21 protein-coding genes, 2 tRNA genes, 1 pseudogene and 1 riboswitch are annotated in these 24,253 nt (G+C 57.3%); of the genes and pseudogenes, 10 read left to right on the top strand and 14 right to left on the bottom strand.

All coding sequences use genetic code 11. The features are described from left to right. The 4 genes and pseudogenes from B3Y70_RS04020 to thiB form a co-directional block, all read right to left on the bottom strand. Window positions 1-255, bottom strand: a pseudogene (locus B3Y70_RS04020) (ABC transporter permease); the annotation flags it as partial. 36 nt (window positions 256-291) lie between these two features. Beyond that, window positions 292-906, bottom strand: a complete 615-nt coding sequence (locus B3Y70_RS04015) for an ATP-binding cassette domain-containing protein (protein WP_288589227.1) — start codon at window positions 904-906, stop codon at window positions 292-294. Beyond that, on the bottom strand, window positions 899-2,566 hold the full coding sequence (gene thiP, locus B3Y70_RS04010; protein WP_288589226.1) for a thiamine/thiamine pyrophosphate ABC transporter permease: 1,668 nt from the start codon (window positions 2,564-2,566) through the stop codon (window positions 899-901). Before thiP ends, B3Y70_RS04015 begins: the two co-directional genes overlap by 8 nt. Window positions 2,567-2,570: 4 nt before the next feature. After that, complete coding sequence (thiB, locus tag B3Y70_RS04005) at window positions 2,571-3,575, bottom strand: thiamine ABC transporter substrate binding subunit (protein WP_288589225.1); 1,005 nt, start codon at window positions 3,573-3,575, stop codon at window positions 2,571-2,573. 48 nt (window positions 3,576-3,623) lie between these two features. Further along, window positions 3,624-3,715, bottom strand: a riboswitch (TPP riboswitch). Window positions 3,716-3,879: 164 nt separating this feature from the next. Here thiB and B3Y70_RS04000 point away from each other — a divergent pair. The 5 genes from B3Y70_RS04000 (at window position 3,880) to B3Y70_RS03980 (ending at window position 7,169) form a co-directional block, all read left to right on the top strand. Beyond that, a complete protein-coding gene (locus B3Y70_RS04000) occupies window positions 3,880-4,623 on the top strand; it encodes a murein L,D-transpeptidase catalytic domain family protein (protein WP_121206394.1) in 744 nt (247 codons plus the stop codon). Between the two features lie 128 nt (window positions 4,624-4,751). Next, a tRNA-Gly gene (locus B3Y70_RS03995) sits at window positions 4,752-4,827 on the top strand. A gap of 57 nt (window positions 4,828-4,884) precedes the next feature. Beyond that, window positions 4,885-4,958, top strand: a tRNA-Cys gene (locus B3Y70_RS03990). 281 nt (window positions 4,959-5,239) lie between these two features. Continuing rightward, a complete protein-coding gene (locus tag B3Y70_RS03985; RefSeq protein WP_199452636.1) occupies window positions 5,240-6,730 on the top strand; it encodes a Fic family protein in 1,491 nt (496 codons plus the stop codon). A gap of 118 nt (window positions 6,731-6,848) precedes the next feature. Further along, a complete protein-coding gene (locus tag B3Y70_RS03980) occupies window positions 6,849-7,169 on the top strand; it encodes a metallophosphoesterase (protein WP_379944482.1) in 321 nt (106 codons plus the stop codon). A gap of 29 nt (window positions 7,170-7,198) precedes the next feature. On the opposite strand, the gene B3Y70_RS03975 is transcribed toward B3Y70_RS03980, so the two are convergent. Then, window positions 7,199-8,842, bottom strand: coding sequence for a putative bifunctional diguanylate cyclase/phosphodiesterase (locus B3Y70_RS03975; RefSeq protein WP_278350004.1), 1,644 nt, complete (start codon window positions 8,840-8,842; stop codon window positions 7,199-7,201). Between the two features lie 236 nt (window positions 8,843-9,078). On the opposite strand from B3Y70_RS03975, the gene B3Y70_RS03970 reads away from it, so the two are divergent. After that, the gene (locus B3Y70_RS03970; protein ID WP_278349989.1) at window positions 9,079-9,930 is read left to right on the top strand and encodes a putative RNA methyltransferase; all 852 of its coding nucleotides are present in this window, start codon (window positions 9,079-9,081) and stop codon (window positions 9,928-9,930) included. Here the strand turns inward: B3Y70_RS03970 and B3Y70_RS03965 are convergent. The 3 genes from B3Y70_RS03965 to B3Y70_RS03955 form a co-directional block, all read right to left on the bottom strand. Beyond that, the gene (locus tag B3Y70_RS03965; protein ID WP_278349988.1) at window positions 9,912-10,658 is read right to left on the bottom strand and encodes a DUF3581 family protein; all 747 of its coding nucleotides are present in this window, start codon (window positions 10,656-10,658) and stop codon (window positions 9,912-9,914) included. The two genes, B3Y70_RS03970 and B3Y70_RS03965, sit on opposite strands and share 19 nt — an antisense overlap. A gap of 193 nt (window positions 10,659-10,851) precedes the next feature. Continuing rightward, the gene (locus B3Y70_RS03960) at window positions 10,852-11,058 is read right to left on the bottom strand and encodes a cold-shock protein (protein ID WP_011784828.1); all 207 of its coding nucleotides are present in this window, start codon (window positions 11,056-11,058) and stop codon (window positions 10,852-10,854) included. Between the two features lie 246 nt (window positions 11,059-11,304). Then, complete coding sequence (locus B3Y70_RS03955; protein ID WP_278349987.1) at window positions 11,305-12,177, bottom strand: LysR family transcriptional regulator ArgP; 873 nt, start codon at window positions 12,175-12,177, stop codon at window positions 11,305-11,307. 89 nt (window positions 12,178-12,266) lie between these two features. Here B3Y70_RS03955 and B3Y70_RS03950 point away from each other — a divergent pair, with 89 nt between their 5' ends. The 4 genes from B3Y70_RS03950 (at window position 12,267) to B3Y70_RS03935 (ending at window position 17,533) form a co-directional block, all read left to right on the top strand. Beyond that, window positions 12,267-12,872, top strand: coding sequence for a LysE/ArgO family amino acid transporter (locus tag B3Y70_RS03950; protein WP_278349986.1), 606 nt, complete (start codon window positions 12,267-12,269; stop codon window positions 12,870-12,872). 125 nt (window positions 12,873-12,997) lie between these two features. Beyond that, window positions 12,998-14,152 carry an efflux RND transporter periplasmic adaptor subunit gene (locus tag B3Y70_RS03945; RefSeq protein WP_286715381.1) on the top strand — a complete coding sequence of 385 codons (1,155 nt, stop codon included), beginning with the start codon at window positions 12,998-13,000 and terminating at the stop codon, window positions 14,150-14,152. After that, window positions 14,149-16,083 carry a MacB family efflux pump subunit gene (locus B3Y70_RS03940; protein WP_278349984.1) on the top strand — a complete coding sequence of 645 codons (1,935 nt, stop codon included), beginning with the start codon at window positions 14,149-14,151 and terminating at the stop codon, window positions 16,081-16,083. The genes B3Y70_RS03945 and B3Y70_RS03940 overlap by 4 nt, the downstream gene beginning before the upstream one ends. A gap of 4 nt (window positions 16,084-16,087) precedes the next feature. After that, the gene (locus B3Y70_RS03935) at window positions 16,088-17,533 is read left to right on the top strand and encodes an efflux transporter outer membrane subunit (RefSeq protein WP_278349983.1); all 1,446 of its coding nucleotides are present in this window, start codon (window positions 16,088-16,090) and stop codon (window positions 17,531-17,533) included. Here B3Y70_RS03935 and B3Y70_RS03930 read toward each other — a convergent pair. The 6 genes from B3Y70_RS03930 to B3Y70_RS03905 all read right to left on the bottom strand — a co-directional run bounded on the left by B3Y70_RS03930 (window position 17,481) and on the right by B3Y70_RS03905 (window position 24,249). Continuing rightward, window positions 17,481-18,275: an RES family NAD+ phosphorylase gene (locus B3Y70_RS03930; protein ID WP_278349982.1), complete on the bottom strand. Its 795-nt coding sequence runs from the start codon at window positions 18,273-18,275 to the stop codon at window positions 17,481-17,483. The genes B3Y70_RS03935 and B3Y70_RS03930 overlap by 53 nt on opposite strands. Further along, window positions 18,272-18,637 carry an MbcA/ParS/Xre antitoxin family protein gene (locus tag B3Y70_RS03925; RefSeq protein ID WP_278349981.1) on the bottom strand — a complete coding sequence of 122 codons (366 nt, stop codon included), beginning with the start codon at window positions 18,635-18,637 and terminating at the stop codon, window positions 18,272-18,274. Before B3Y70_RS03925 ends, B3Y70_RS03930 begins: the two co-directional genes overlap by 4 nt. 66 nt (window positions 18,638-18,703) lie before the next feature. Beyond that, on the bottom strand, window positions 18,704-20,263 hold the full coding sequence (locus B3Y70_RS03920; RefSeq protein ID WP_011784836.1) for an FGGY-family carbohydrate kinase: 1,560 nt from the start codon (window positions 20,261-20,263) through the stop codon (window positions 18,704-18,706). Then, window positions 20,256-21,854 (bottom strand): glycerol-3-phosphate dehydrogenase/oxidase, encoded by a 1,599-nt coding sequence (locus B3Y70_RS03915; RefSeq protein WP_288589223.1) that lies wholly within the window; start codon window positions 21,852-21,854, stop codon window positions 20,256-20,258. Before B3Y70_RS03915 ends, B3Y70_RS03920 begins: the two co-directional genes overlap by 8 nt. Window positions 21,855-21,861: 7 nt before the next feature. After that, a complete protein-coding gene (locus B3Y70_RS03910) occupies window positions 21,862-23,466 on the bottom strand; it encodes an FAD-binding oxidoreductase (protein ID WP_011784838.1) in 1,605 nt (534 codons plus the stop codon). A 123-nt stretch (window positions 23,467-23,589) separates the two neighbouring features. Further along, window positions 23,590-24,249: a transglutaminase-like cysteine peptidase gene (locus B3Y70_RS03905; protein WP_011784839.1), complete on the bottom strand. Its 660-nt coding sequence runs from the start codon at window positions 24,247-24,249 to the stop codon at window positions 23,590-23,592. Window positions 24,250-24,253: the final 4 nt, after the last annotated feature.

The following is a 24,253-nucleotide window of genomic DNA, read 5'->3' as shown; positions in this document are numbered from 1 at the left end:
CAGAGCGCTGATCAGAGCGTCGCTGCCAAGCAATTTGACCATCAACGAGGCGCCGGCGGTGTCCAGGCGGCCCAGGCCGGAAAAATCCGGGTTGCAGGCGGCTGCGCGAGGTTTCAGGGCAGTTGTTTGCCGATTCAGGACGGAATAGTGGGACAGAGTCCAGTCGCCGGAAAACTTCAGCGTATGGCCACCGAATTCGGCGTTACCAGGAGTGTGGGCGCCAAGTGGCTGAGATAGGCCTGGTTCATTTGCCACGGAGTCACGGAGTCCCTGTTTGAGTTCTCTGAAAGCTTAAAGATTCCAGTGGCTGTCTGCCAGTATTCTGCGTTCTTCTTCATCGTGACTGGCCAGTAGCATGGTGATGCCCCGGGCTTTCTCTTCCAGCAGCATGGCGTACAGAATCTTCCGGGTCTCGGTGTCCAGGCCAGTCATCGGCTCATCCAGCAAGAGCAATGGTTGGCGCCGCAGGATGGCTCGCAGCAAGGCAACGCGCTGGCGTTGGCCACCGGAAAGCTCGCCAGGCATTCTGGGACCGAAACCTGCTAACCCGGTGCGTTCCAGCCCGGTTTCAATGGCGTGGCGTTGAGATTCATCCAGCTTGAGACCGGGGTGAATGCCAAGGCCAATATTGGTGAAGACATCCAGGTGCTCGAACAGGTTGTGTTCCTGGAACACGCTCGTGACCGGGCGCTGCCAGGGCTTTAGCAAGTGGATCGGCTTGTCCTGCCAGAGAATCCGGCCGCTGGCTGGCGGGAGAAAACCTGCAACCAGACTGAGCAGGGTTGATTTGCCGGAACCGCTGGGGCCCTGGATGGCCAGACATTCGCCGGCAGGCACGAAAAAATCGAATCGCCAGAGACGGCCGTCAGGCCCATACTCGAAGGCCAGATCTTTGATCTCAAGCATGTTCAGGCTCCGGCAGTGGTTGGCTCGCAGCGGAAGTTGTTCTGGACTTAACGCCGGGAACACGGGAGAGCGATACAAAGATCAGTACCAGTAGCGCCAACAGCCAGAGCCCGGTACCTGCAGCTTCCGCCAACCGGTAACTGCCCAGTTGCTGATAAAGCAAAACCGGGAGCGTGGGTTTGCCCGGGCTGCCGAACAGGGCGATAACACCGAAGTCACCCAGAGATAATGCCACACCATACGCCAGGGCCAGAGCAACTGGACGGCGCAGATGCGGCCAATACAGCCATCGCCATCGATACCAGCCCAGGAGGCCCAGTTGGTCTGCCTGTTTGAGTGATCCGGCGTCCAGGCTTGCGAGAGGTCCGCGCAGTATCTGTAGCACAAACGGCACGGCCATCAGCCCGTTGATCAGTGCCACCAGGAACCAGCCCTGCATGGTATTCCCCAATTGCGGCCTTAACAGAATAAAAAGCCCGGTCCCCAGTACCAGAGGCGGTACGATCAATGGGAGATAGCCAGTGACGGCCGGCACTATGGCCAGCCAGCGCAGACGAGCCCGGTTGGTTGCCGCCAGGGATAGCAAGGCAACGACCACCGAACCGAGCCCGGCTGGAAGGGCGATGAACAGGCTGCGAGCGGTGGCCGGCAATAGCTGTTGATAAATAGAAGTAGCATCCGCCGTTGGCCACAAGGCCGGTAAACCGCGCAGAATAATAGCCAGTAGTGGCGCGACCAGAAAGGCCGTGAAAATCGCCAGGAGCAGACTTGCTGAAAACCCTTGCCAGCGCCGTGCGAACAGAGGGACCTGACGCGATAGCCGTCGGTTTGGCAGTACCGCGGTGTCTAGGCGCTTCCGGAAAACCAGCCACCAGAGGCTGCCACAGATCAACAGCTGCAGAATGGCAAACAGTGCGGCACGGGCGAAATCGAATTCAAAGCGCAGTGCCTGGTAGATGGCGACTTCCAGGGTGGTTGTTCCTGGCCCTCCGCCCAGCGTCATGATGATGGCAAAACTGGTGAAGCAGAGCGTGAACACCAGTGCCGCCACGCCGGGCAGGACCGGTTTGATGGCGGGCCAGTGTACCGCACGCCACAGCCACCAGCCGCCGAGCCCAAGCTGAGAGGCGGTTCTCATTCGTGGCGCGGGTATGGAATCCAGAGCCTGCAACAGGATTCGGGCCGCCAGTGGCGCATTGAAGAACACGTGGGCGAGCAGAATGCCGTTCAGCCCATAAAGATTCCATCCATTTCCAGGAACCCAGATATTGAGCAGGCCGGTGAACCAGCCCTGCCGACCAAACACCGCTATGATGCCTGAGACTGCCACGATAGTGGGTAAGACCAGACTCAACTCCATCAGCCGCAGAATCAATGTGCGACCAGGGAAGCTTCTGTAGCGGGCGAGGGCGGTCGCTACCGGGAGCGCCAGCGCCAGGCTTAACAGGACAGATAAAAAGGCCTGCCAAAGGGTAAATTGGACCACGCTCTGGAAATAGGAGCTTGCTAGCGTGCGCCCCGGATCCAGCTCTCCGGCCTCCTGTAGTATGCTCAACAAGCCAAGTGCCACGAGCAGCAATAGCCCGGTGCCGAGTAACAGGCCAGGCCAGATTTGCCAGCCAGGATGGCTGAAGGGGGCGGCTCTCGCGTGAGTTGGCATCACTTCAGTCGGTCAGTGCATCAAGCCAGTCGTTCACCAACTGTCGGCGAATGGTGGCAACTTTCGCGGGGTCTATATACAGGGCTTCGGATGGTGTAATCAGCTTGTCGAAAACCTCTGGCAATTCATCCCCAAGATCAACGGCCGGATACATCACATTCTTCAGTGGAATATGACGCTGGAAGTCCGCGGTCAGCATGAAGTCCAGAAACTCTCTGGCAAGTGTCTTGTTATCGGAGCTTTCCACCAGGGCGGCGACTTCCACCTGCAGGTAATGTCCTTCATTGAAACGGGCCGCCTGATAACGGTCAGTTTTGTCGATAGCCATGTGATACGCAGGAGAGGTGCTGTAAGAGAGGATCATAGGCGCTTCGCCATTCATGAATAGCGAGAAATAACCGTCACTCCAGCTTTGGGTGGTTGCGAGAATCTTGTCGCTGAGCTGCTGCCACTTTGCTGGCGCTTCATCACCATAGACGGCATGCATCCAGAGCAACAGGCCGAGTCCCGGTGTGCTGGTGCGCGGATCCTGAATAATGATCTTGAGATCGTCTGGCGCGTTGACCAGTTCTTCAAGGCTTGAGGGCGGCTCCGACAACTGCTCGGTATCGTAGACAAAGGCAAAATAGCCCCAGTCGTAGGGCACGAAAGTGTCGTCGTCCCAGTTAACAGGCAATGCCAGGCGTTCCAGTGATTGGCCGTGGCGGCCCAGAAGGCCGGTTTGCCGAGCGGTCTGCATGGTGCCGGTATCCAGCCCCAGAACCACGTCTGCCGGGGTGGAGCTTCCTTCCAGCCGGAGCCTTTGCAGAATGTCTCCGCCGCTGTCCAATACGGTGTAGTTCAGGGAGCAGCCGCATTGGGCTTCAAACGCCTCTTTAACTGCGGGCCCTGGGCCCCATTCGGCGGCAAAGGAGGGATGGGTATACACATTCAGGGCGGTCGGTTCATCGGCGGCAACCATCAGCGGCAGCGACACGGCGAACAACGCGGGAATCAAGCGTGAAATCATACATTGGCACCTTGTTCAGTAGCGGGGGTGCCATGCCGCGAACACCACGAAAGGTGGTGACTCAATCCCTACGCCGGTATTAACCGGGTCAGGTTCCGCGGGTATGGTCTCAGCCCTTCCAGGCACCCCGTTGAGTTGAGTCAATGCTATCACGCCGGAGCCACACCCCGGAATTCGTATGTTTGATTACTGCTTGTTTATTTTTTGTACGGCGATGACGGGTGTCTCATTTTTTATTGGTAGAATAGGGCATTTTTTGATCTGCGGATTTATGCAGCTTCTATCTGGTTGAGAGGTAAGTTTGATGCCCAAGCATCACAAACGACGAGGAATTTCTGCTCTGGTTGCAGGCGCGCTTTTTACCCTCGGGTTGTCGGCCGCAGGCCACGCCCAAACCGCGAACGATGATATGTTTGGACGTTTGGCTTCCGCGGCTCCCAAGCTCAGCCCGCAGGTTCTCGAAGCCGCACTTAAGGCAACCCGTTGCGCCATCAGCAATGGCACAGCCATGCCGGAGCGGCTGGCTGTGATCGACTTCTCTTTGCCGTCCTCGAAAGAAAGGCTGTGGCTGTTTGATCTGAACGAAGGAGAATTAATCCTTCGTGACCTCGTGGCTCACGGTAAAAACTCCGGTAATGCTGAGGCAACCGCATTTTCCAATATCGAGGGCAGTCACCAGTCCAGTATCGGCCTGTTCAAAGCCGCCGAATCCTATCGGGGTTCCCATGGCTATTCGTTACGCCTTGACGGACTGGAACCGGGTTTCAACGATCTTGCTCGTCAGCGGGCGATTGTTATCCATGGTGCAGACTACGTTCAGGACAGCTGGGTAACAAAGTACGGCAGAATCGGCCGTAGTCATGGCTGCCCGGCGGTAGACAATCAAATCATCAAAACCGTGGTAGACGAGCTCAAGGGCGGACAGCTGGTGTTTAAATACTATCCCGATCAGGAATGGCTCCAGTCCTCCAGTTACCTGAACTGCGATTCCGCCGGGCAGCTGGCCGGCGCGCGTAATGCCACAGCGGTGGCTGGGGATCGATCCTGAATCGTTGCTGGCTAAACTTTGTGCAGATTTTCAGTAAAAACAGAAAGTTGAAAAAAAGGTGTTGACGGCGAAGGCGGAATCCGTAGAATACGCAGCCGTTGACGAGGCAATGCCTCTGAAACATTAGAGCGGGAATAGCTCAGTTGGTAGAGCACAACCTTGCCAAGGTTGGGGTCGCGAGTTCGAATCTCGTTTCCCGCTCCAATTTCTCCAAGTCTCTCAATGCCTCCTGAGAGCAAAAGCCAGAATCCAGGCTTCCCCGGCGCGGTGGCAGAGTGGTTATGCAGCGGACTGCAACTCCGTGTACGCCGGTTCGATTCCGACCCGCGCCTCCATTTTACCCTTGCTTTTCAGTTGCTTACGATTTCGGAAAATAACCGGCGTCTTTCCCGCGAACGTTTTCCTAATTTTTTCCATCTCTCTCAGCGATTTCAGCGTCGATTTTGACTATAACGGCGAGATGATTTCCTGCTCTCGCTTTTAGTGCCTCGCAGCAGGTACAGTCAATGTGAGCACCCGGACCTTGCGTGTAAAAAATGTTGCCTATATTATCAAAAGTGTAAAAAAAGGGAGTTTCGTGTAAATAAAGTTTTGGCGAGGGGATGAAAGGGAAAACATGCAGTACGCAGGTTACGCACATCTTATTAATCAGGACAGTATCTCGGCCATAGCGCCGGCGATATCTGCGGAAGTGCGCTCGGTCACCCGCAAGGAAACCATCGGCCAGACTATTGCTGTGCCCGCAAAGCTGGCCCCGGCCCCGGACGATCGCCTGGGGCACGTTCTGTTTGCCATCAAACACGAAGGTATCAACTTGCAAGTATTGGCCCAGGCACTGCCGGCCATCCCAGAGCCTGAGATCCGGCAGGCCTTTGATGCCTCCCCAAACAGCCAATACCTGCGCAAGGCCTGCTTCCTGTGGGAACACTTTACCGGTGAGACGATTCGACGCGCCACGGAGAGCATCCAGCAGGCTTACGTGCCGTTGTTTAACCCCAAAGCCTACATTACCGGCCAGGGACAGAAGAATCCCCGTTGGCGAGTGATATTCAATGGCCTGGGCACACTGGATTACTGCATCACAGTGCGGCGAACCAGAGAGCTTCAGGCGTTGCTTGATGAACACTTGCTGCAAAAAGCAACCGAGTTTACCGAGTCGCTGCCGAAAGACATTCTTAACCGCACGCTGGCCTGGGCCTACCTGCACGAAACTAGGGATTCCTACGCCATTGAAAACGAAGCACCGTCGGAAGATAAAGCCACCCGCTTTGTGAACCTGCTGAAACAGGCCCACAGCCCCCGAAAACTGGATGAAGACTACCTGGTAGACCTGCAAAACGCCGTTATCAGCAACGTGTTCTCCCAGGCGGTGTCTTTCCGAACGGAACAGAACTATCTCAGTAACGGCCTGCGCGGTGCGCTGGGTGTTAGCTATGTGCCGCCGGCCCCGGAACTCTCGCGTTCCTTGATGGAACATCTGATGGTGCTGGCAAACCAGCAGCCGGAAGATACGGACCCACTGGTATTGGCCAGCATCGTATCTTTTGGTTTTGTTTTTGTTCATCCCTTTATGGACGGCAATGGCCGCCTGTCCCGGTTTTTGTTTCACCAGGTACTGTGCCAGCGTGGAGCCCTTCAGAATGGCCTGGTGCTTCCTGTATCCATAGTGTTACGCCAGAATGAATCCGAATATCTAGGTGTGCTGCAAGCGTTTTCGGAACAAGCGAGGCAGTACTGGGATGTTACTTACATCGACGAAAACCAGTTTCAGTTCGAATTTAAGGGCCATGAAGCCCTTTACCGGTACTGGGATGGCACCCACTGCGCAGAATTTATGGCCCGTGCAACCAAACAGGCTATTGAACAACACCTGAAAGAAGAGACCGTGTTCCTCACGCGGTACGACGAAATCTACCGCCGCATAGACCAGTCCTTCGATATACCCAACACCGATCTCTCCAGGCTGGTGATGTTCTGCCTGGACCAGAACGGCCGCATTTCGAATCACCGACGCAAGCAATATCAGTACAAGGTTCCAGAAGAGATCTTCGATGCGCTGGAACAGGCATATCGAATCCTGGTAAATGAAGACATCAAGCCTATGTAGCAGCGAGGGCTTCTACCCCTGATTGTCGAAAAAGGGTTACCGAAATTGCCAACAGCTTGCTGTTATCTTGTATACAGTGGAGCGAAATCTCTAACCCATTAAACACAGATTGAATGAAATGAAATTGGTCTGTATTTCCGACACCCACAGCCTGCATAGGTGCATTCCAGGCATCCCGGACGGTGATGTGCTGATTCATGCCGGGGACTGCCTGGGGCAGGGTACGTTAGAAAACGTCATAGACTTCAACGACTGGCTTGGGACTTTGCCTCACAGGCACAAGATTGTTGTTGCCGGTAACCATGACTGGGCTTTTCAGGAAACTCCGGAACTCGCGCGGCAGGCATTAACCGAAGCCATCTATTTGGAAGACAGCGGTGTTGAAATCGAGGGAGTCCGATTCTGGGGGCCCCCTGGCGTACCCCTTCAGCAAGGCTAATCCGAATGAAATCAGGCTTCGTTCGTTGCTTATAAATTGCGCGAAGTCCGGAGCTTCATAAACGCCTCTGCCGCTTTCGCCGGCATCGGTTTGGCGTAAAGAAAGCCCTGAGCGAAATCGCAACCGAGATCACGTATCAGCTTTGCCTGTTGCTCCGTCTCTACACCTTCTACAAGAATGCTCAACCCGAGACTCTGGCCGACCGTAACCATGGCTTTCATGATGGACATGTCGCTTTCGTTTTCCATAGCATAGTGAAGGAAGCTTCGATCGATCTTGATGCTGCATACCGGCAGCTTCCGAAGATAAACCAGGGAAGAGTAACCAGTGCCGAAGTCGTCAATGGATATATGGAGCCCCGCAGCCTTGAGGCGCTCCAGTTGCCTGGTTTGGCTTTCTTCACTGCCAAACACCTCGTTCTCCGTGAGCTCCACCCCGAGTTGCTCAGGTTTCAAGCCATAGTGTTGGATGGTTTCCAGGATCTGGTCAGCCAGGTGTGGATTGGTCAGTTGGCGACCGGACAGATTGACATCAATACGCACGCCCGCGAGCTCAGTTCCCTGCCAGGCTTTGAGCTGTTTGCATGCGGCATCGATGACCCAGTCACCGATACGGTTTATAAGTCCGGATTTTTCAGCGACCGGGATAAATGTCGCCGGAGAGACAAGGTTTGATGCTTTATCGAAACATCGTAAAAGCGCCTCGCAGGAGGTCGTCCCACCAGTTCTCAGGTCTATTTGTGGCTGGTAGTAAAGCTCCAGGCCACCATTTGTCAGGGCCTGGCGCAGCAGGGCGGTTATCTGTTGGTATTCGACCAGCCGGTCGTTGATATCAGAGGTGTAGAAGCAGACCGTATTTTTTCCGATCTCCTTTGCGCGGTACATGGCCGCGTCTGCGTTGCCCATGAGTTCTGCTACGGTGCCGCCATTGTGTGGGTAAAGGCTGACGCCAAAACTTGCCGATACCTGATAGCAATCACCTTGAAGCTGCACTTTGTTTTCCAGCGCCTTGATCAGACGCTGGAGCAATTCATGAATTCCCTCTGGGCCGTCAAAATCAAACAGAAGAAGCACGAACTCGTCGCCTCCGAAACGGCTGAGCAGATCGCTGTGCCTTAGTTCCTGCTTTAGAATGTCGGCTACCGATTTAAGGAGGGTGTCGCCGTGATGGTGGCCGAGGGTATCGTTGATCAGTTTGAAGTTGTCCAGATCCAGAAAGATCACGGCAACTTCACGATCCTGGCGTTCTGCCTCCGCCAAACGGCTTTCAAGCTCAGATTCCATCAAACGGCGGTTGGGCAGCCCGGTAAGGTCATCAAAACTGGCGCGGTGGACCAGCTCTTCCCTGGTTTGCTTCTGCTCTTCCAGGCTGATGTCGATACAGAACATCTCGCACTCGCCAGTGTCCTGTTTGATCATGACGTGACTGGAATAAACCGGCACCAGATGGCCCGCCTTATGTTTCAGTTCCAGTTCTTCCGAGGGAATGCTGATGTTGTGATCAAGCCAGTTAGTATGGGCCTCAATGACGGCTGCGCGCATGGGCTCCGGAATAATCAGGTCCTCCAGCAGCTCTCCCTGAGCCTCAGTTCTGGAGTACCCATACAATCGTGTGCTGGCTTCATTCCAATAGATGACCCTCCGATTCCGGTCGTAACCCTGAACGGCAACCATCGGCAGGCTCTCAATCAACTCATGGAACTTTTGTTCACTTTGCTCCGATTGTGACGGTAACGACGATCTGTCCTTATTCCTCTCCATGACGGACGAGACTCCTCCCGGTGGGTGAGAACGCATCTAAGCGTTTTCGAGTCATTCACAACAAGAATAGGAAGCCATTCCGCAGTTTGCGAGCCTGATGGGGTATTCCTTGTTAGAATGGCCCGGCATTTCCAACGTTTGGACGCTCAGTGAACATCACTTCCTTCGAATCCCTCGCCTGCCCACTCGACGGCAACCCGCTGCAGCGGGTAGATAAAGCCTGGCGATGTCCGCAGGGCCATAGCTTCGACATTGCGCGGCAGGGTTACGTACATTTGCTGCCGGTTCAGAAAAAGCGCTCGAAAGATCCCGGCGACAGTAAAACCATGGTGGCGGCGCGCCAGCGCTTTCTTGAGGCGGGGTACTATCGCCCGATTGCGGATGCCGTGTCGGCTGCAATCCTGAACGACGCTGCGACGGGCAGCGAACTCAGTTGTCTGGATGCCGGCTGTGGTGAGGGCTATTATCTGCGCCAACTAGCGTCCCAGGAGGACGAAATCTCACTATCGTTGCTCGGACTGGACATTTCCAAGTGGGCGGTGCTGGCGGCGGCGCGCAGGGAAAAGCGCGCATGTTGGGTGGTTGGCAGCAATGCTAATCTGCCGGTGTTGTCGGCTTCAGTGGACCGTCTTCTTTGCCTTTTCGGATTTCCGGTGTATCCGGAGTTTGCCCGGGTTATGCGGCCGGGTGGGCGACTGGTGCAAGTAGACGCCGGCCAGGATCATCTGAGGGAGTTGCGGGAGATTGTCTATCCGGAAGTTCGCGCAGACTCTCGTAAAGTGGCTCTGGTACCAGAAGGATTTCGGCGAATTGGCACCCAGGATTTACGCTTTACACTGCATCTCGAGGGCGCCGATCCTATTGCCGATTTATTGGCAATGACCCCGCACCTCTACCGGGCGAGTGCGGAAGGCAGGGCACGGGCTGCGGCGCTGAAAACGTTATCGGTAACCGTGGATGTCTGCCTGCAAACGTTTGAACGTTACAATCCGGCAGGTTGATCCTCGCTCTCTATCCCCCAGCGGGTACCCCTTGCCTTGAGCCGGTAGAATTCTTCGACGATGCCGGCCATGGCTTCAGGGCAGTATTCCCGAAGGCCAGCCAGCACCAGGCGCTTGGAAACCTCGCCAACGGTTTTTCCAGAAGACTGCAAATTGTATTCGAGCGTTACGTTGCCGCGTTTCCCCGCAACTTCCAGATCCGCATTATTCAACTCAAGGTCTGGCTGAGGGTTCTCCAGCTGCGTGAGAGCCAGGCTCATGCTCTCATACATCACCATTGGCCGGTCGGGATTGAACATCACCCCGTGTGATTCCATCAAGGGCTTGAGCGTGTGCGGAAAGTTTTTCCCGGACGCCGCAACATAGCACCGACTGAACTCTTCAATCACTTTTTCATCCCGGGTTACCGCGCCTTTACGGGTAACTTCCAGGTAGACCTTACCGGCTTCGTCGACAACGTTGATGGCTTCGCCATTTTCGCTTTCGCGGAACTCAAGCGGAACCTCGGCACCAAGCAGGTTACGGAACTTGAAGGTCATATTTTCTGAGAGCCCGAAACGGGACACCACAATGGTGAACAGAAGGTCGCCGGGCACGCAAAAACGACGGGCGTCCGGATCGTGGATCGGATTGAAGTCCCCGGCGATCTCTTTGGCAAAGTAGCTGGCCTGGGGTGCGGAAATCACAATACGTCCGTCCTGGACGGAATAGAACTGTTCAGAAAACATGGTGGGCCTTTTCTGGTTTGCTGAGCCTCGAGGGCCTGGGGAGTGAATTCACCCGAGCAGGCATTATAGGCCTTAGCGTGGCTCAAGGTGAGCCCGACCATGGTACTAATAAGGATGAATACGGACTAACACGGAATTTCAGGCAACAAAAAAGGCAGCCGAAGCTGCCTTTTTGATCGTACTGGGCTGTTAATTACAGACCAACTACGTTTTCCGCCTGAGGACCTTTCTGGCCCTGAGTCACGGTGAATTCAACCTGCTGGCCTTCTGCCAGAGTCTTGAAGCCGCCGCCCTGAATGGCGCTGTAGTGAACGAAAACGTCCGGGCCGCCTTCACGAGTGATAAAGCCGAAGCCTTTGGATTCGTTGAAGAACTTAACAGTACCGGTAACAGTAGACATATTTTACTATCCTGAATTCAATCATTTAATGTGCCGCCTGATCTCGTTGTGAGGGCAGGTCAGCGGTGTGCGGAAACATAAAAACTGGCGTGATCAAAAACAGGACGAACACTACTTATAACAACAGGGATGCGTCTTATTGATGAATGCTTTGCTAAATCTTTCCAACGACCGCCACTGTACTCCTGTCTGGATGGTTTGCATAGCTATTTTTTCTAGGCAGATACCCTGATCACCAGAAACCACTTAAACCAGCCCGTTAGAATCCTGAAGTTTCCGGGTCAACCGAGACATCAACTCCCCACCGTGCCGCCAGAAGTGCCAGTAAAGCGGTACTTCCAGGCCGCTGCCAGGGGCGATATTAACCAGTTGATTTGCCTGGATATGCTCCCGGGCCTGAATTTCCGGAATCATTCCATAGCCCATGCCGGCCAGCGCGAGCTTTACGAAGCCTTCGGATGAGGGGCACAGGTGGTGCGGAAATTTGCCCTGATAGCCTACCTGGGCCAGAAATCGATGCTGGAGTTGGTCGTTGGGGCCAAACACAATGGCGGGCGCGGATTGCAGGCTCCCGTTGTTCAGCCCGTCTGGAAAATAGCGGCGGGTATACTCCGGTGTGGCCAATGGCAGATACGTCATCACTCCCAGCGGTATGCACCGGGCGCCGGCAACCGGCTGAGGGCTGCTGCAAAGGCAGGCGGCTACGTCGCCCTCGCGCATGCGCCGCAGTCCTACGTCCTGGTCTTCTACCACCATGTCCAGAAGTATTCCTTCTTCGGTACAGAAGTCGCCGACGGCAGAGGCCCACCAGGTTGCGAGGCTGTCGGCATTGAGCGCGACGCGAAATCGAGTGGCTGGTTCGGCCAGGGAGGGAATGGAACTGGTCAGGTCGCGTTCCAGCAGGCGCACCTGATGAACATGATTGAGTAATCTCTGGCCTGCGGGCGTTGCTCTCGGAGTCTGGCTTCGCACCAGCACAGGTTGGCCAAGCCTGACTTCAAGTGTACGAATTCGCTGAGAAATGGCGGACTGGCTAATGCCCAGCATGTCGCCGGCTTTGTCAAAACCGCCGGCGTCGACCACGGCCGCAAGGGCTTCCAGCAATTTGTAGTCAAGCATAAGAAAAACTTATCAGGTATTAACAGGATGAATTTCAAGTATAGCGGTAACGGGGTAGGCTTTCGTCATTAATCATAAGGAGTGCAGTGGTGTTTGAGAGTTATCTGACAGGCCTGGTTGTGTGTGGCGGTATCATCGTGGCTATTGGTGCCCAGAATGCCTACGTTCTCAGCCAGGCCATTCGTCGTGAACACCATTGGTGGTCAGCAGGTTTGTGTATGACTTCGGATATCCTGCTGTTCACCCTGGGCATGTTTGGCGTGAGTGCAGCACTGATGGCCATGCCCGAGGCGCTGGATGTGCTCAGGTGGTTGGGCGTGGCGTTCCTGGGGCTGCTCGCAGGCCAGGCGTTCTATCGGGTTTTGAGGGGGCGCGCGTCGCTGGAGGCCGGGGAAGCTCGGCGCAGCACCGTCAAAGGTGTGATCCTTACAACATTGGCTGTCACCTTGCTGAACCCCCAGGTTTATCTGGACACGTTACTGCTGATTCCGGCCGTGGGTGCTCAGCAGCAGGATCCGGCCACGTTTGTGGCAGGTGCCAGCAGCGCGTCCGTGCTTTGGTTTGGTGCGCTGGCCTGGGCCGGTTCCCGACTGGCGCCATGGCTAGCCAGGCCTGCGGCGTGGCGTGTGATTGACGGTGTTATCGGCCTGATGATGGCTGCGATTGCTATTCAGCTCGCTGCAGGAGGGCTGTAACCCTATATCCTCTTTGCGCCTGAGATCGTTCGTGTAAAGGTTTCGCAAAACCCTGATCCCCGACTTCTTTTTCACGTATCAGTTCTCTATGGTTCGGTCTGATTTGAACTCATGGAGATATCTGAATGGCCTCTGCTACCCGTGCCGGGCATCGCTGGCTGAAGTGGGTTGGATTTCTGATTGTACTGTGCGCTTTGGCTTTCGCTGCCTTTTGGTACGCCCGCAACGGTAACGGCAATGAGCCGGCGTTGAATACCGTGGCGGTGAGCCGAGGCGACATCCAGAATCTGGTTTCGGCCACCGGCGTGCTTGAACCGAGCAATTATGTCGATGTGGGTGCACAGGTTTCCGGCCAGCTGGAGCTGATTCACGTACGAGTAGGCCAACCCGTTAGCACCGGCGATCTGCTGGCGGAAATCGACCCTACCGTCTATGTGGCGAAAGTGGATGCCACCCGCGCCCAGCTGAAGAACCAGCAGGCCCAGTTAGCCGATCGCAAGGCCCAGCTGCGGCTGGCGGAGACCCAGTTCCAGCGCCAGCAGAACCTGTGGCGCGAAGACGCGACCACACGGGAATCCCTGCAGACTGCCGAAGCATCGTTAGCGTCCGCCCGGGCGCAGTTGGCCATGCTTGAAGCCCAGATTGAACAGACCTCCTCCACACTGCGGGCCGAAGAAGCCAACCTGGGTTATGCGCGAATCTATGCGCCGATGGACGGGACCGTGGTGTCCATTGAAGCCCGCCAGGGACAAACCCTGAACGCCAGTCAGACCGCGCCGTTGCTTATGCGCATTGCCAACCTGAGCACCATGCGGGTGCGTGCCCAGGTGTCCGAGGCCGACGTCGGCAAGCTGCAACCGGGCATGCGGGTGTACTTCACCACACTCGGTGATGCCGAGCATAAGCTCTATGGAGAGTTGCAGTACATTGAGCCAACTCCCGAAGTAACCAACAACGTGGTGCTCTACAACGCCCTGTTTACGGTCGATAACCAGGAGGGGCGGTTGCTGCCCCAGATGACCGCCCAGGTGTTCTTTATTCAGGAGGAGGCACTGAATGTATTGCGGGTGCCAGTCAGTGCGGTGGCGAGAAACCAGGTCAAGGTCCTGGATGCAAAGGGGCAGCCACAGATTCGGGACATCGAAACCGGCATCAGCAACCGGGTATACGTGGAGGTGCGGTCCGGGGTGAGCGAGGGCGATCAGGTGGTGCTCGCAAACCGTGATCCACGGGCCGCTCAGGGTGAGGGCAGATCTGCCTTTCGGGGTATGCTGAGATGAGTCCGCGGCCGTTGATTGAGCTTCAAGGCATTACCCGTTCCTTTGGTGAGGGTGAACTGGCGGTTCCGGTACTCAAGGGCATTGATCTGAAGGTCTGGCCCGGTGAGTTTGTGGCCATCATGGGGCCATCGGGCTCCGGCAAGTCTACCCTGATGAACATCCTCGGCTGTCTGGATCAGCCCAGCGCTGGCCAGTACCGATTCAATGGCAGGGACGTATCCGCCCTGAACCGGGACGAACTGGCACTGCTTCGGCGTGACGCCTTTGGTTTTGTATTCCAGAGTTACAACCTGCTGCGCGGGATGACTGCCCGTGAGAATGTGGAGATCCCCGCCATTTACGCCGGAATGGCGCCGGCCGAGCGGCACGCAAGGGCAGAACGGTTACTCACCGGGCTTGGGCTGGGCGAGCGTCTGTCGCACAGGCCGGCACAGTTATCGGGTGGTCAGCAACAGCGAGTGTCAATTGCCCGGGCCCTGATGAACGGCGGCCAGTTAATCTTCGCAGACGAACCGACTGGTGCTTTGGACAGCAAAAGCAGCCAGGAAGTGATCCGGCTGTTAACCGATCTTTCCAGACAAGGCCATACCATCATCTTGATTACCCACGATCCCGACGTGGCAAAAGTGGCCCGCCGTCAAATCCGCATTGCCGATGGTGAGCTTGTTGAGGACACCGGCGCCGAAATGCCATCCGCGCAAATACCAGAAACTGACCAGAATGGCCGTCGCCACTCTCGTCTTGGGGATTGGCAGGAGGCCCTGAAAAGCGCTGTGCGTTCCCTGCACAGCAACCTGTTTCGGACGGCGTTGACACTGCTTGGCATCGTGATCGGGGTTGCCTCGGTGATCACCATGCTGGCGATCGGGGAGGGGGCCCGAAAGGATGTCGTCGACCGAATCAGCACCATGGGCAGTGATCTGCTGCTGGTGCGCCCGGGTGGTCCCGATCAGCGGGGTGGGCGCTGGAGCGTGACCACACTGGTGCCATCTGACTTCAAAGCAATCAATGAGATAGAGGGTGTTCTTGCAGCAATACCTGAGCTTACTGGCGGCCAGACGCTGCGCTATTCCAACCGGGATCACTCGGCTGAGATCAATGCCACCTCCTTCCGGTTCCCGGTGGCCCGCCAGTGGCCTGTTGTTGAGGGCACCTTCTTCAGCGCCCAGGATGAAGCCAGTTACGCAGCCGTAGCAGTATTGGGCAAAACCACCGCCAACGCTCTGTTTCCTGACGAAAGCCCCCTTGGTAAACACCTGATGGTTAACAACGTGCTGTTTCAGGTGATTGGCGTGATGGATGAAAAAGGCGCCTCTCCCATGGGACAGGACCAGGACGATGTGGTGTTTGTTCCCTACACCACGGGCAGCCTGCGCATTTTCGGGCAAACGCACCTGCGCAACATCACCGTGGCTGTGGCCGACATCGACCGTATGGATGAGATCGAAGCCCTCATTCACGACACTCTGATGGCCCGCCATGGCATTGAGGACTTTACTATCCGCAACATGGCTTCATTGATTGAAACCATTTCGGAAACCCAGAATACACTCACCTGGCTGCTGGGCTCTATTGCAGCAATTTCCCTCCTTGTGGGTGGCATCGGGGTGATGAATATCATGCTGGTGAGCGTCACTGAACGTACCCGCGAAATCGGTATTCGCATGGCCACCGGTGCCCGGGCGTGGAATATCCTGCAGCAGTTTCTGACCGAGGCCTGGCTGGTATCGGCCATAGGCGGGTTGATTGGTGTTGTCATCGGCATTGCCGCAACCCGGATTATTGGCTCTCTGGGCACACCCATTCACATGACGCTGCTACCCATGGCTCTGGCCTTTGGTTGCGCTTTTGCCACAGGCCTGCTGTTCGGGTTTCTGCCCGCCCGTAAGGCCGCCCATCTGGACCCTGTTCATGCCCTGGCCTCGGAGTAATGTTATGAGCCTTCGCCATATTGCACTGTTGTCGGTGTTGTTGACCGGGTGCGCGAGCTTTCCGCCACAACCCATTGAGCTGCCGTTGAATCCGCCAGCCCATTGGCACATCGGGGCTGGCGCCGGTGAAGCGGTTGGTTCGCGTTGGTGGTATGCCTTCGGTGACGAAGAGCTCAACCGTTTGGTCGACCGGGCACTCTCGAATAATCCGGACCTGGCCGCCACCGCTCAGGCAGTGATTCAGGCAGACTTGCAGTTGCGCAACGCCGGAGCTGCCTTGCTGCCGACCCTTGGTGCGTCGGGAAGCACGGGTAAACAGGCAAGCGAGGCCTCCGGCCAGGATCGTGTCACCAGTGGTTCGAGTAGCCTCGGGCTGTCGGTTGACTACGAGCTGGATCTCTGGGGTCGCCTGTCCGCCGCGGAAGCCGGGGCTCTCGCGGGTTTCCAGGGCTCGGAGTATGACTATGACGCCGCCCGAATGACGCTGGTGGCCTCGGTAGCCAGTACCTGGTTCGAATGGCAGGAGTTGCAGCAGCGCGTGGATATTGCGCGTCGGAATCTGGAACTGGGTGAAAAAACACTGGCCCTCGTCGAGGCCCGGTATCGTAACGGTGTGGCCGATCGCTCGGAATTGTCCCGCCAGCAAACCTCCGTACTGAACCTGAAGAATGCGGTGCCGCCACTGGAGTATCAGGCCCGGCAACGGTTAGCGGCCTTGCGGCTACTGACCGGGGATTATCCGTTTACGGAAGAGATTCCGGAGGCTGGGCTACTTGCGGTTCAAGTGCCGGAGATCAACCCGGAAACGCCGGCCAGCCTGGTTACCCGAAGACCGGACCTGGCGGCTGAGGAGGCTCGGCTGATGGCCGCCAGTGCGGACGTCGAGCAGGCCAGGGCGGCCTTGATGCCATCGGTGTCGCTCAGCGGCGCGGTTCGCTTCTCCACCAATAGTTTTGTAAGCCTGGCGGACCCACTGCAAACCGCCAATGGCCTGATTGCCCTCAGCCAGACTCTGTTTGATGGAGGCCAGCGTCGCAACAATGTTGCCATTTCGGAATCTCGGCGGGTGGCGTTGTTGGCGAGTTACCGTGCCAGCCTGCTCTCGGCATTCCAGGAAGTAGGGGATGCACTCGACAGAGAAGCGCTGTACCTGGACCAGGAGCAGCGGTTACAGAGTATTCTGACTCAGGCGGAAGAGGCCTTGCGGTTGACCGAGGTGCGTTACCGGGAAGGGGCAGATGACTTGCTCACCTTGCTGGAAAGCCAGCGGACCGTGTTTGATGCTCGCCAGCAGCTGAGCCAGGTGCGGTTGAATCGGCTGATTGCAGCGGTGGATCTGTACAAGGCGCTGGGAGGCGGCTGGCAGGCCGATCATCAGAAGAGAGAAACGGCAGAAGCTACGGCGCCGGCTGAGGCAGTTCGCCTTCGATCAGAAACTGATCCAGGCTGAATTCGTAAACCTGTTTACTGCCATCCGGTTCCGACAGGCTCATGGACACCTGGCTGGGCGACGTCACGGCAATCAGTTTTTGATAACTCCTGGGTGCGGCGTCCCGGAACACGCTGACGTTAAACAAGGCCACATTGACGCCCTCAACGCCGTTGTCTGGATGGTACGGAAGAGCGTAAAGGCCGGCTTGCAGGGCGCGGGCTGAGAGAAACTGGAAGGCGCCCACTTGCAGGCTACGCATGTCGGTACCCACAGCCTGGCTTTCCCGGTAGCTGACTGGATCTGTCAGCGTATGATGAAGATCCTGCCAGCGTTCAGACTGCAGCCGAACACCTCGTTCCGTTCGGAATCGCGCGCTGAACACCGTGTGCAAGGTGGTTAACGGGCGCTTGAACGGGGTTTTCAGGTGGCTCATGAACACAAACCGGTAAAACGCGGTTTCCGCCAGGGCAGCGGGAATGGCCATGGCTCCGTAGAACAGGCTTGGCTCGAAATTGCGGCCAAAACGTGAGCCGTATTTCAGGGGCGGGTAGCGGAACGGTGTGGTCAGCAGGTAATGGCGTTTTCGTGCCGTGCCGGGTACCGGTGGCTTGTTGCTTTCCAGCAGTTCCTCCAGTCGATTCTGTTCCTGCATACTGTCGACAATGCGCGCCGTCGCGATGTCTTCCTGGCTTTCCACTACCCGGAACAGGCTGCCTTGCAGCGGTGCGATGGACTGGGCAATCCGTTCCCGATAATTCAAATCCGCCCCCGCATGGCGTCCAGGTAGTGAACCACCCGAACCAGGCCTTCCGTACTCTGGATCATCTCTCTGGGTGTATCCTCAAAATAGTGGTTGGGCGTGTTCAGCCAATGGGTCATGGCCTCCCTTTCACCGCCGGTCAATGCATAGACGCTGCGGTAAAGCCGGATAAACAACAATGCCAGTTCACCGGACTTGCTGGCCGGATCGATGCCGTCGCGGGTCAGACCTGTGCGGTTTCGGCCAACCACGGCTGCGATTTCCGCTTGTGGCAGACCAAAGGCTTTCGCTGCGTTCAGCAGGGCTTTGGACAGCAGAGCTTTATCGCTGGTTTCCGGTGCTACGCTAACCGCTTCTGGCATGCTCTGGCCTCCTTTGATGAATTTTCATCATTATAGGCGCGGGTGAATAAAAAGTCACCAATAGAGCTAGCGCGGATAGCCAGTAATTTCCCTGATCTTTTTGTACAGTGGCTGCAGGCGGGGGTACATATCCTGATATACCTCCCGGTAGAGGCGTTGATAGAGCGCAGACGCTTCGGGGTTGGGCTCGAATACCCGGCCGGTTCTGGTCATAGCCGTGACCGCCGTGTCGAAATCCGGGTGTAATCCCAGCCCCACGGCGGCATCAATAGCCGCTCCCAGTCCGGAGGTTTCATAGGTATGCGGGCGTTCCGCCGGCAGGCCAAATATATCCGCCGTCAATTGCATGGCCGCATCACTCTGGGACCCGCCGCCTGCCACTCGAAGCCGCTTGATAGCCTGGCCGCTGCGTTTCTCGATGCGTTCCTTGCCTTCCTTCAAGGCGTAGGCCAGCCCTTCCAGTATGGCCCGATAGACGTGAGCTCGTGTGTGCACGTCGCCAAAGCCGATAATGGACCCCTTGGCTTCCGGGCCAGGTTGGCGCACGCCGGGGCTCCAGTAGGGCTGTAGCATCAAACCCATGGAGCCTGGCGGCACCGCATTCACCAGTTCGTCAAACAGGGCTTCGGGTTCAATGCCTTTCTGTTCTGCCAGCTTTTGCTCACGCAGCCCGAATTCCCGCTTGAACCAGCTCACCATCCAGAAACCCCGATAGATCATGACTTCGGTGGAGTAGTGGCCGGGCAGGGCAGACGGATACGGCGGCATGAACCGGGTGGGTTCCACATAGCGGGCATTGGTGGTGTTGATGGTGGCCGTGGTTCCATAGCTCATGCAGCCGGTCTCCGGAGACAGACCGCCGGAGCCGAGAATTTCGCAGGCTTTGTCTGATGCCGCGGCGATGACGGGCAGTCCACCCGGCAGGCCAAGGTGCGCCGCCGCCTCAGGCAGCAGGGTTCCGATCTGTTCACCAGGCGGTATCAGTTCAGGCAGCATACCCGGGGTCACCGGCATCACCTGCCATTTGAAATCCCGGGGCCCCGCCCAACGCTGGCGTTTATAATCAAAGGGCAGGTAGCCCACCTGACTGCCGGTGGAATCGCGGTATTCACCGGTCAATCGGTAATTCAGATAGCCTGATAACAGCAGGTACTTGTGGGTTTTCGCCCAGATGTCCGTCTGATTCTGCGCGATCCAGTTCGCCTGGGTTTTTTCCCGGAAGCGGCCAATGGTCTCCTCCAGGCGGGCAAGCTTGAACAGCCAGCCCCAGGGGCCTTTCACCGCCCCGTCTACCCGTGCATGGCGCTGATCCAGCCAAATGATGGCGGGCCGCAGGGGCTTGCCCTCACGATCGAGGTTGACCACCGTGCCGCGTTGCGTGGTAACGGTCACGCCCACCACCTGCTGCGGGCGGGCGCTGGTGGTTTGCCAGAGTTGCTGGCAAGCAATGCCAAGGTTGTCCCAGAAGTACTCCGGGTGCTGTTCTGCCCAGCCGGGTTGCTCGGAAAAGTAAGGCTCGATTTCCTGCTTGCCCTTGCCCAACAAGTTACCCCGGGTGTCAAACAGCAGGGCGCGGATGCTCTGGGTGCCGTTGTCGATCGCCAGTATCAGTGGGGTCTCAGGCATCCCGGGCATCCTCGCCCATCGGCAGTTGATAGCCCTTACGGTAGGTTGCCAGATATCGCTCTTGCTCCTGATGCCAGCGGGCATCATCCCAGCCAAGCAGGCTCTGGCATCGGTTACGGATTTCAGGAAGCAAACTGGCCGCCCCGTCAGGCAGGATCAGCCCCAGGCGGGTACGCCGCAGCATCAGATCATCCAGATGCTGAACCTGTTCATGGCGACAGGCCCATTCCAGTTCGGCCCAGAGCACACCGGTGTCCGGGATTTCGGTGGCGTCACCGTTGTTCAGGATAGACTGGCGGTGCGGGCCGTAATAGCCGCCCAGTCGATGCCAGGCCAGCGCCGTAATATCATCGGGTTTACGGTCGTTTGGCGTGGCCGTGAATACCCGTTGCTCGTCGCTACGAAGCCGGTCTTCATGCTGATCACCCAGGGCCATGGCCAACGCCTGTCGTGCCATCTGGCGGAAGGTGGTGAGCTTCCCGCCGGCGATGCTGATCAGGCCCTTGTCGTGCCGAATGGCGTGTTCCCGATTCTCCCGGGACGGAGCTTTACCTCCGCCGTCGGTGACCACAGGTCGAACGCCCGCCCAGGTGGACAGCACGTCGGCCCGATCAATGGTCGCACCGGGGAATAAACGGGTGGCAATTTGCAGCAGATAATTTACTTCCCCACCGGTGATGGCCGGCTCCTCGTTCAGATCTTTGGCGTGTTCGAGATCGGTTGTTCCCAGAACCGTGGCACCTGCCCAGGGGAAGGCAAATACAGGCCTTCGGTCATCCGGGTGGATCAGGGATACAGCGCAGGTCACCGGCAGCTTGTGCCACGGAATGACCAGGTGACTGCCTCTCAGCGGTCGGATGGTGAGCGGGTGATCCGTCGCTGATTGTTTCTGCAACCGATCGGCCCAGGCGCCGGTAGCGTTAATAACGCATCGGGTATTGACCGTGATGGCGCTCTGCTCTGCATTCTCTTCGGCAGTCAGTCTTAATCCGCAGACAGTTCCGTTATCATCCCGGTCGACGGCGGTCGCGGCGACGTAGTTCAGGCACATGGCGCCGTCGTGGGAGGCTTCGGCAATCAGCCTTTGGACCAGGCGGGCATCGTCTGTCACCGCATCGGTAAAACGACTGGTGGCGCGCAGGTTGGTAGTATCGAGCCCCGGGGCCCAGTTCAGGGTTTCCGCTGGCGTATATTTCTGATGGCTGCGGGTGCCGGCCAGGCGGTCGTACATGGCCAGCAGCATCTGGAACAGCCCGGGGCCCGGGAAGCTGCCTTTGTAGTGGGGCATCAGGAAAGGCAGTGGATCGACCAGTCCAGGCGCTTCCTGCAACATGCGTTCGCGTTCCCGGACGGCATCGCGGGTTAACCCGATGTGTCCGCTGGCCAGATAGCGAAGTCCGCCATGGACCATCTTGGAAGAGCGGCTGGAGGTGCCCCAGGCGAAATCTTTCTGCTCCACCAGCAACGTCTTCAAGCCGCTGCCCGCGGCTTCGCGGGCAACGCCGGCGCCGGTAATGCCGCCGCCGACCACTACCACATCGAAGGTCTGCGTTTCGCCCTTCAGGTTTTCCAGTATCTGTTGTCGATCCATGATCACTTCAATCCAGCAGAGTTTTGGGATTCAGGCGCTGGTCCGGATCAAAGCTCTGGGTCAGCGAACGAATTGCACGCATACCCAGCTCTCCCTTTTCGACAGGGAGGAAGGGGGCATGGTCCTTGCCTACGCCATGCTGATGGCTGATGGTGCCCCGGTTCCGCACGATCAGGTCTGAGGTGGTGTTTTTCAGATGTTGCCAGCGGCTCAGGGTCTCGTTATAGCTATCCGCAACCCGGAAAACATAGGTTGTGTAGATGGAACAACCCTGGCCGTAAAAGTGAGACAGGTGGGTAAATACGTGGGTTCGCTCGTTCCTGTCTGTCAGACCTTCCCTGAGGTTGGTTTCAATCCGGTTCATCAGGGTATCAACGTTGTCCCAGTCGGTGGCGGTTTCCAGGGTGTCCACGGCGTAGCCCATTTGCCACAGGGCTTCGCGCAGGTAGGGCATGGTGAAGCGTTTCTCCGCCCACTTGGCGCCAAGTTTTGTGCCGGTATAGACCCCTTTGTAGTCACTGCAGAGTTTGCGGGCCTCCGCAAGTGCTCCCCGGCACTGGGCTTTGCTGCCGGTTACGCCAAAGGTCATCATGCATTTGCCGTCTTCCGCACCGCGAAACGCCAGAAAACGTTCCAGTAGCCCGATCAGTTTCGGATGCCCGGCCAGTGCCAGCTGGGTTTCGGTTTCAATGGCGTTGCTCAGTCGTAGCATGGAAAGCTGAACCCGGTTCTGAACCAGCTTGCGAGCGGCGGTTCGGGCCTTGTCCCAGTCCGGGAAGAACACCACATGAAAGCTTTCCTGTTCAGGCAGACGGCTGATCCGGGCTTTGACCTCGGTAATCAGGCCCAGCCGGCCCTCGGAACCGAGGATCATTTCCCTGACATCCGGGCCGGCGCTGGAGGCCGGAATGGTGGGGATTGTCAGGGTGCCTTGCAGGGTTTCAATCCGGCCGCCGGCAAACAGCTGTTCTATACGGCCGTACCGCAGTGACTGCTGGCCACTGGAGCGGGATGCCACCCAGCCGCCAATCGTGGAGAGCTCGAACGACTGAGGGAAGTGTCCCAGGGTATAGCCATGGGCTCTTAACTGGGATTCCACCAGCGGGCCGGGGGTGCCTGCTCCGAAGGTGGCGATCTGGCTCTCCCGATCCAGATCCATCAGGCGGTTAAGATTCGCAAGGCTGACGGTCAGAACCGGTTTGCCCTGGTCTACCGGGTTGATGTGCCCAGCTACGCTGGTGCCACCCCCGTAGGGGATCAGTTGGATATCCTTGTCGTTGGCGTAATGGAGCAGGGCGCGTACATCGGTACTGGTGTTCGGGAAGGCCACGCCGTCCGGGAACTCGCCAATATCACCGCTGCGCATGGCCAGCCAGTCTGGCAGGCTTTGGCCCCGGGCGTGTCGGACCCGGGTTTCCGGGCTTCGGTCGATCAGGTCATCAACCTGTGGGTCTGAGGGCAACCGGGATTCCGGAACCTGCTCACAGGCTGCATGCAGGGTGATATCCGCCAGCGGGGAGCCGCCTCCCACACGATCTGTGAGAAAGGCCTGACCTTGCTCCGGTAATTCCAGTGAGAACTGTTCGTCACCCCATCCATTCCAGCGTCGCATTCTGTGCTGCTCCATCGTTTATCGAATTGCGGGCATTCTAACGGCTGGCCGGCCGTTACCAGTGTCAGAGAGCGACAAGCTCGCTGTCATTTACCGACAATCGGTATTCACAGCGCGTTTTTTTTAAGGGCGGAGGGCTTCGGTCAGCCTGTCGTTAAGATCCCGCCAATGCTCCAGCTTCCGGGCATCGCCAATTCTGGCATTGTCGCCGGATGTGCGGTTCAGCCACAGGCCTTCACCGTTGAAGCTGTAAACCGGTTCCAGATCGTTTCTCTGGGATGCCGGTTTGATGTCATTGATCAGGTTGTCGAGAATCAACGGGTCGGAGCCCGGCGTTTCATACCAGGCCAGGACCATATGGGCCTGGTTCAGCTCCAGTGCTTTGACGTAGATAATCCGGAGTTGGTCATCCGGGACGCCCATGGCCCTCAAGGTGAGGTACTTGGCGATGGAGAAGTCTTCACAGTCACCGCCGTTGGTGGTGAGCAACTCAACGGGGGTAGCCCAGTAATCTTCCTGGCCCCAGTGGCGGATGTCGCTGACAAACGTCACCCGGTTGAAGAAGGAATTAACCAGCCGAAGCTGGCGATCTCTCGGAGCGTTGGCAGCCATTGCGTGCAGGCGTTGCCAGTTCTCAAGCCGCTGGTGCGCGGCTTCGCCGAACTCTTCCAGCACATAAGTCATCAGGCGACTGCTTAGTTCAAGAGCGCTGACAACAGACACGGTAAGGATGAGGGGAAGCAACAGGGACTGGCAACGTATGAGTCTGCTTGCCGCTTCCATGGCG

This window comes from Marinobacter sp. UBA5687, assembly GCF_002420325.1.
GTDB lineage: Bacteria > Pseudomonadota > Gammaproteobacteria > Pseudomonadales > Oleiphilaceae > Marinobacter > Marinobacter nauticus.
The sequence above is the reverse complement of the archived record's forward strand: the minus strand, read 5'-3'. Positions and strand labels throughout refer to the sequence as shown.

Coding starts and splice junctions, on each gene's coding strand:
- B3Y70_RS04015 (WP_288589227.1), bottom strand. CDS start 906: ATGCTTGAGATCAAAGATCTGGCCTTCGAGTATGGGCCTGACGGCCGT.
- thiP (WP_288589226.1), bottom strand. CDS start 2,566: ATGCCAACTCACGCGAGAGCCGCCCCCTTCAGCCATCCTGGCTGGCAA.
- thiB (WP_288589225.1), bottom strand. CDS start 3,575: ATGATTTCACGCTTGATTCCCGCGTTGTTCGCCGTGTCGCTGCCGCTG.
- B3Y70_RS04000 (WP_121206394.1), top strand. CDS start 3,880: ATGCCCAAGCATCACAAACGACGAGGAATTTCTGCTCTGGTTGCAGGC.
- B3Y70_RS03985 (WP_199452636.1), top strand. CDS start 5,240: ATGCAGTACGCAGGTTACGCACATCTTATTAATCAGGACAGTATCTCG.
- B3Y70_RS03980 (WP_379944482.1), top strand. CDS start 6,849: ATGAAATTGGTCTGTATTTCCGACACCCACAGCCTGCATAGGTGCATT.
- B3Y70_RS03975 (WP_278350004.1), bottom strand. CDS start 8,842: ATGGTTGCCGTTCAGGGTTACGACCGGAATCGGAGGGTCATCTATTGG.
- B3Y70_RS03965 (WP_278349988.1), bottom strand. CDS start 10,658: ATGTTTTCTGAACAGTTCTATTCCGTCCAGGACGGACGTATTGTGATT.
- B3Y70_RS03960 (WP_011784828.1), bottom strand. CDS start 11,058: ATGTCTACTGTTACCGGTACTGTTAAGTTCTTCAACGAATCCAAAGGC.
- B3Y70_RS03955 (WP_278349987.1), bottom strand. CDS start 12,177: ATGCTTGACTACAAATTGCTGGAAGCCCTTGCGGCCGTGGTCGACGCC.
- B3Y70_RS03945 (WP_286715381.1), top strand. CDS start 12,998: ATGGCCTCTGCTACCCGTGCCGGGCATCGCTGGCTGAAGTGGGTTGGA.
- B3Y70_RS03940 (WP_278349984.1), top strand. CDS start 14,149: ATGAGTCCGCGGCCGTTGATTGAGCTTCAAGGCATTACCCGTTCCTTT.
- B3Y70_RS03935 (WP_278349983.1), top strand. CDS start 16,088: ATGAGCCTTCGCCATATTGCACTGTTGTCGGTGTTGTTGACCGGGTGC.
- B3Y70_RS03925 (WP_278349981.1), bottom strand. CDS start 18,637: ATGCCAGAAGCGGTTAGCGTAGCACCGGAAACCAGCGATAAAGCTCTG.
- B3Y70_RS03920 (WP_011784836.1), bottom strand. CDS start 20,263: ATGCCTGAGACCCCACTGATACTGGCGATCGACAACGGCACCCAGAGC.
- B3Y70_RS03915 (WP_288589223.1), bottom strand. CDS start 21,854: ATGGATCGACAACAGATACTGGAAAACCTGAAGGGCGAAACGCAGACC.
- B3Y70_RS03910 (WP_011784838.1), bottom strand. CDS start 23,466: ATGCGACGCTGGAATGGATGGGGTGACGAACAGTTCTCACTGGAATTA.
- B3Y70_RS03905 (WP_011784839.1), bottom strand. CDS start 24,249: ATGGAAGCGGCAAGCAGACTCATACGTTGCCAGTCCCTGTTGCTTCCC.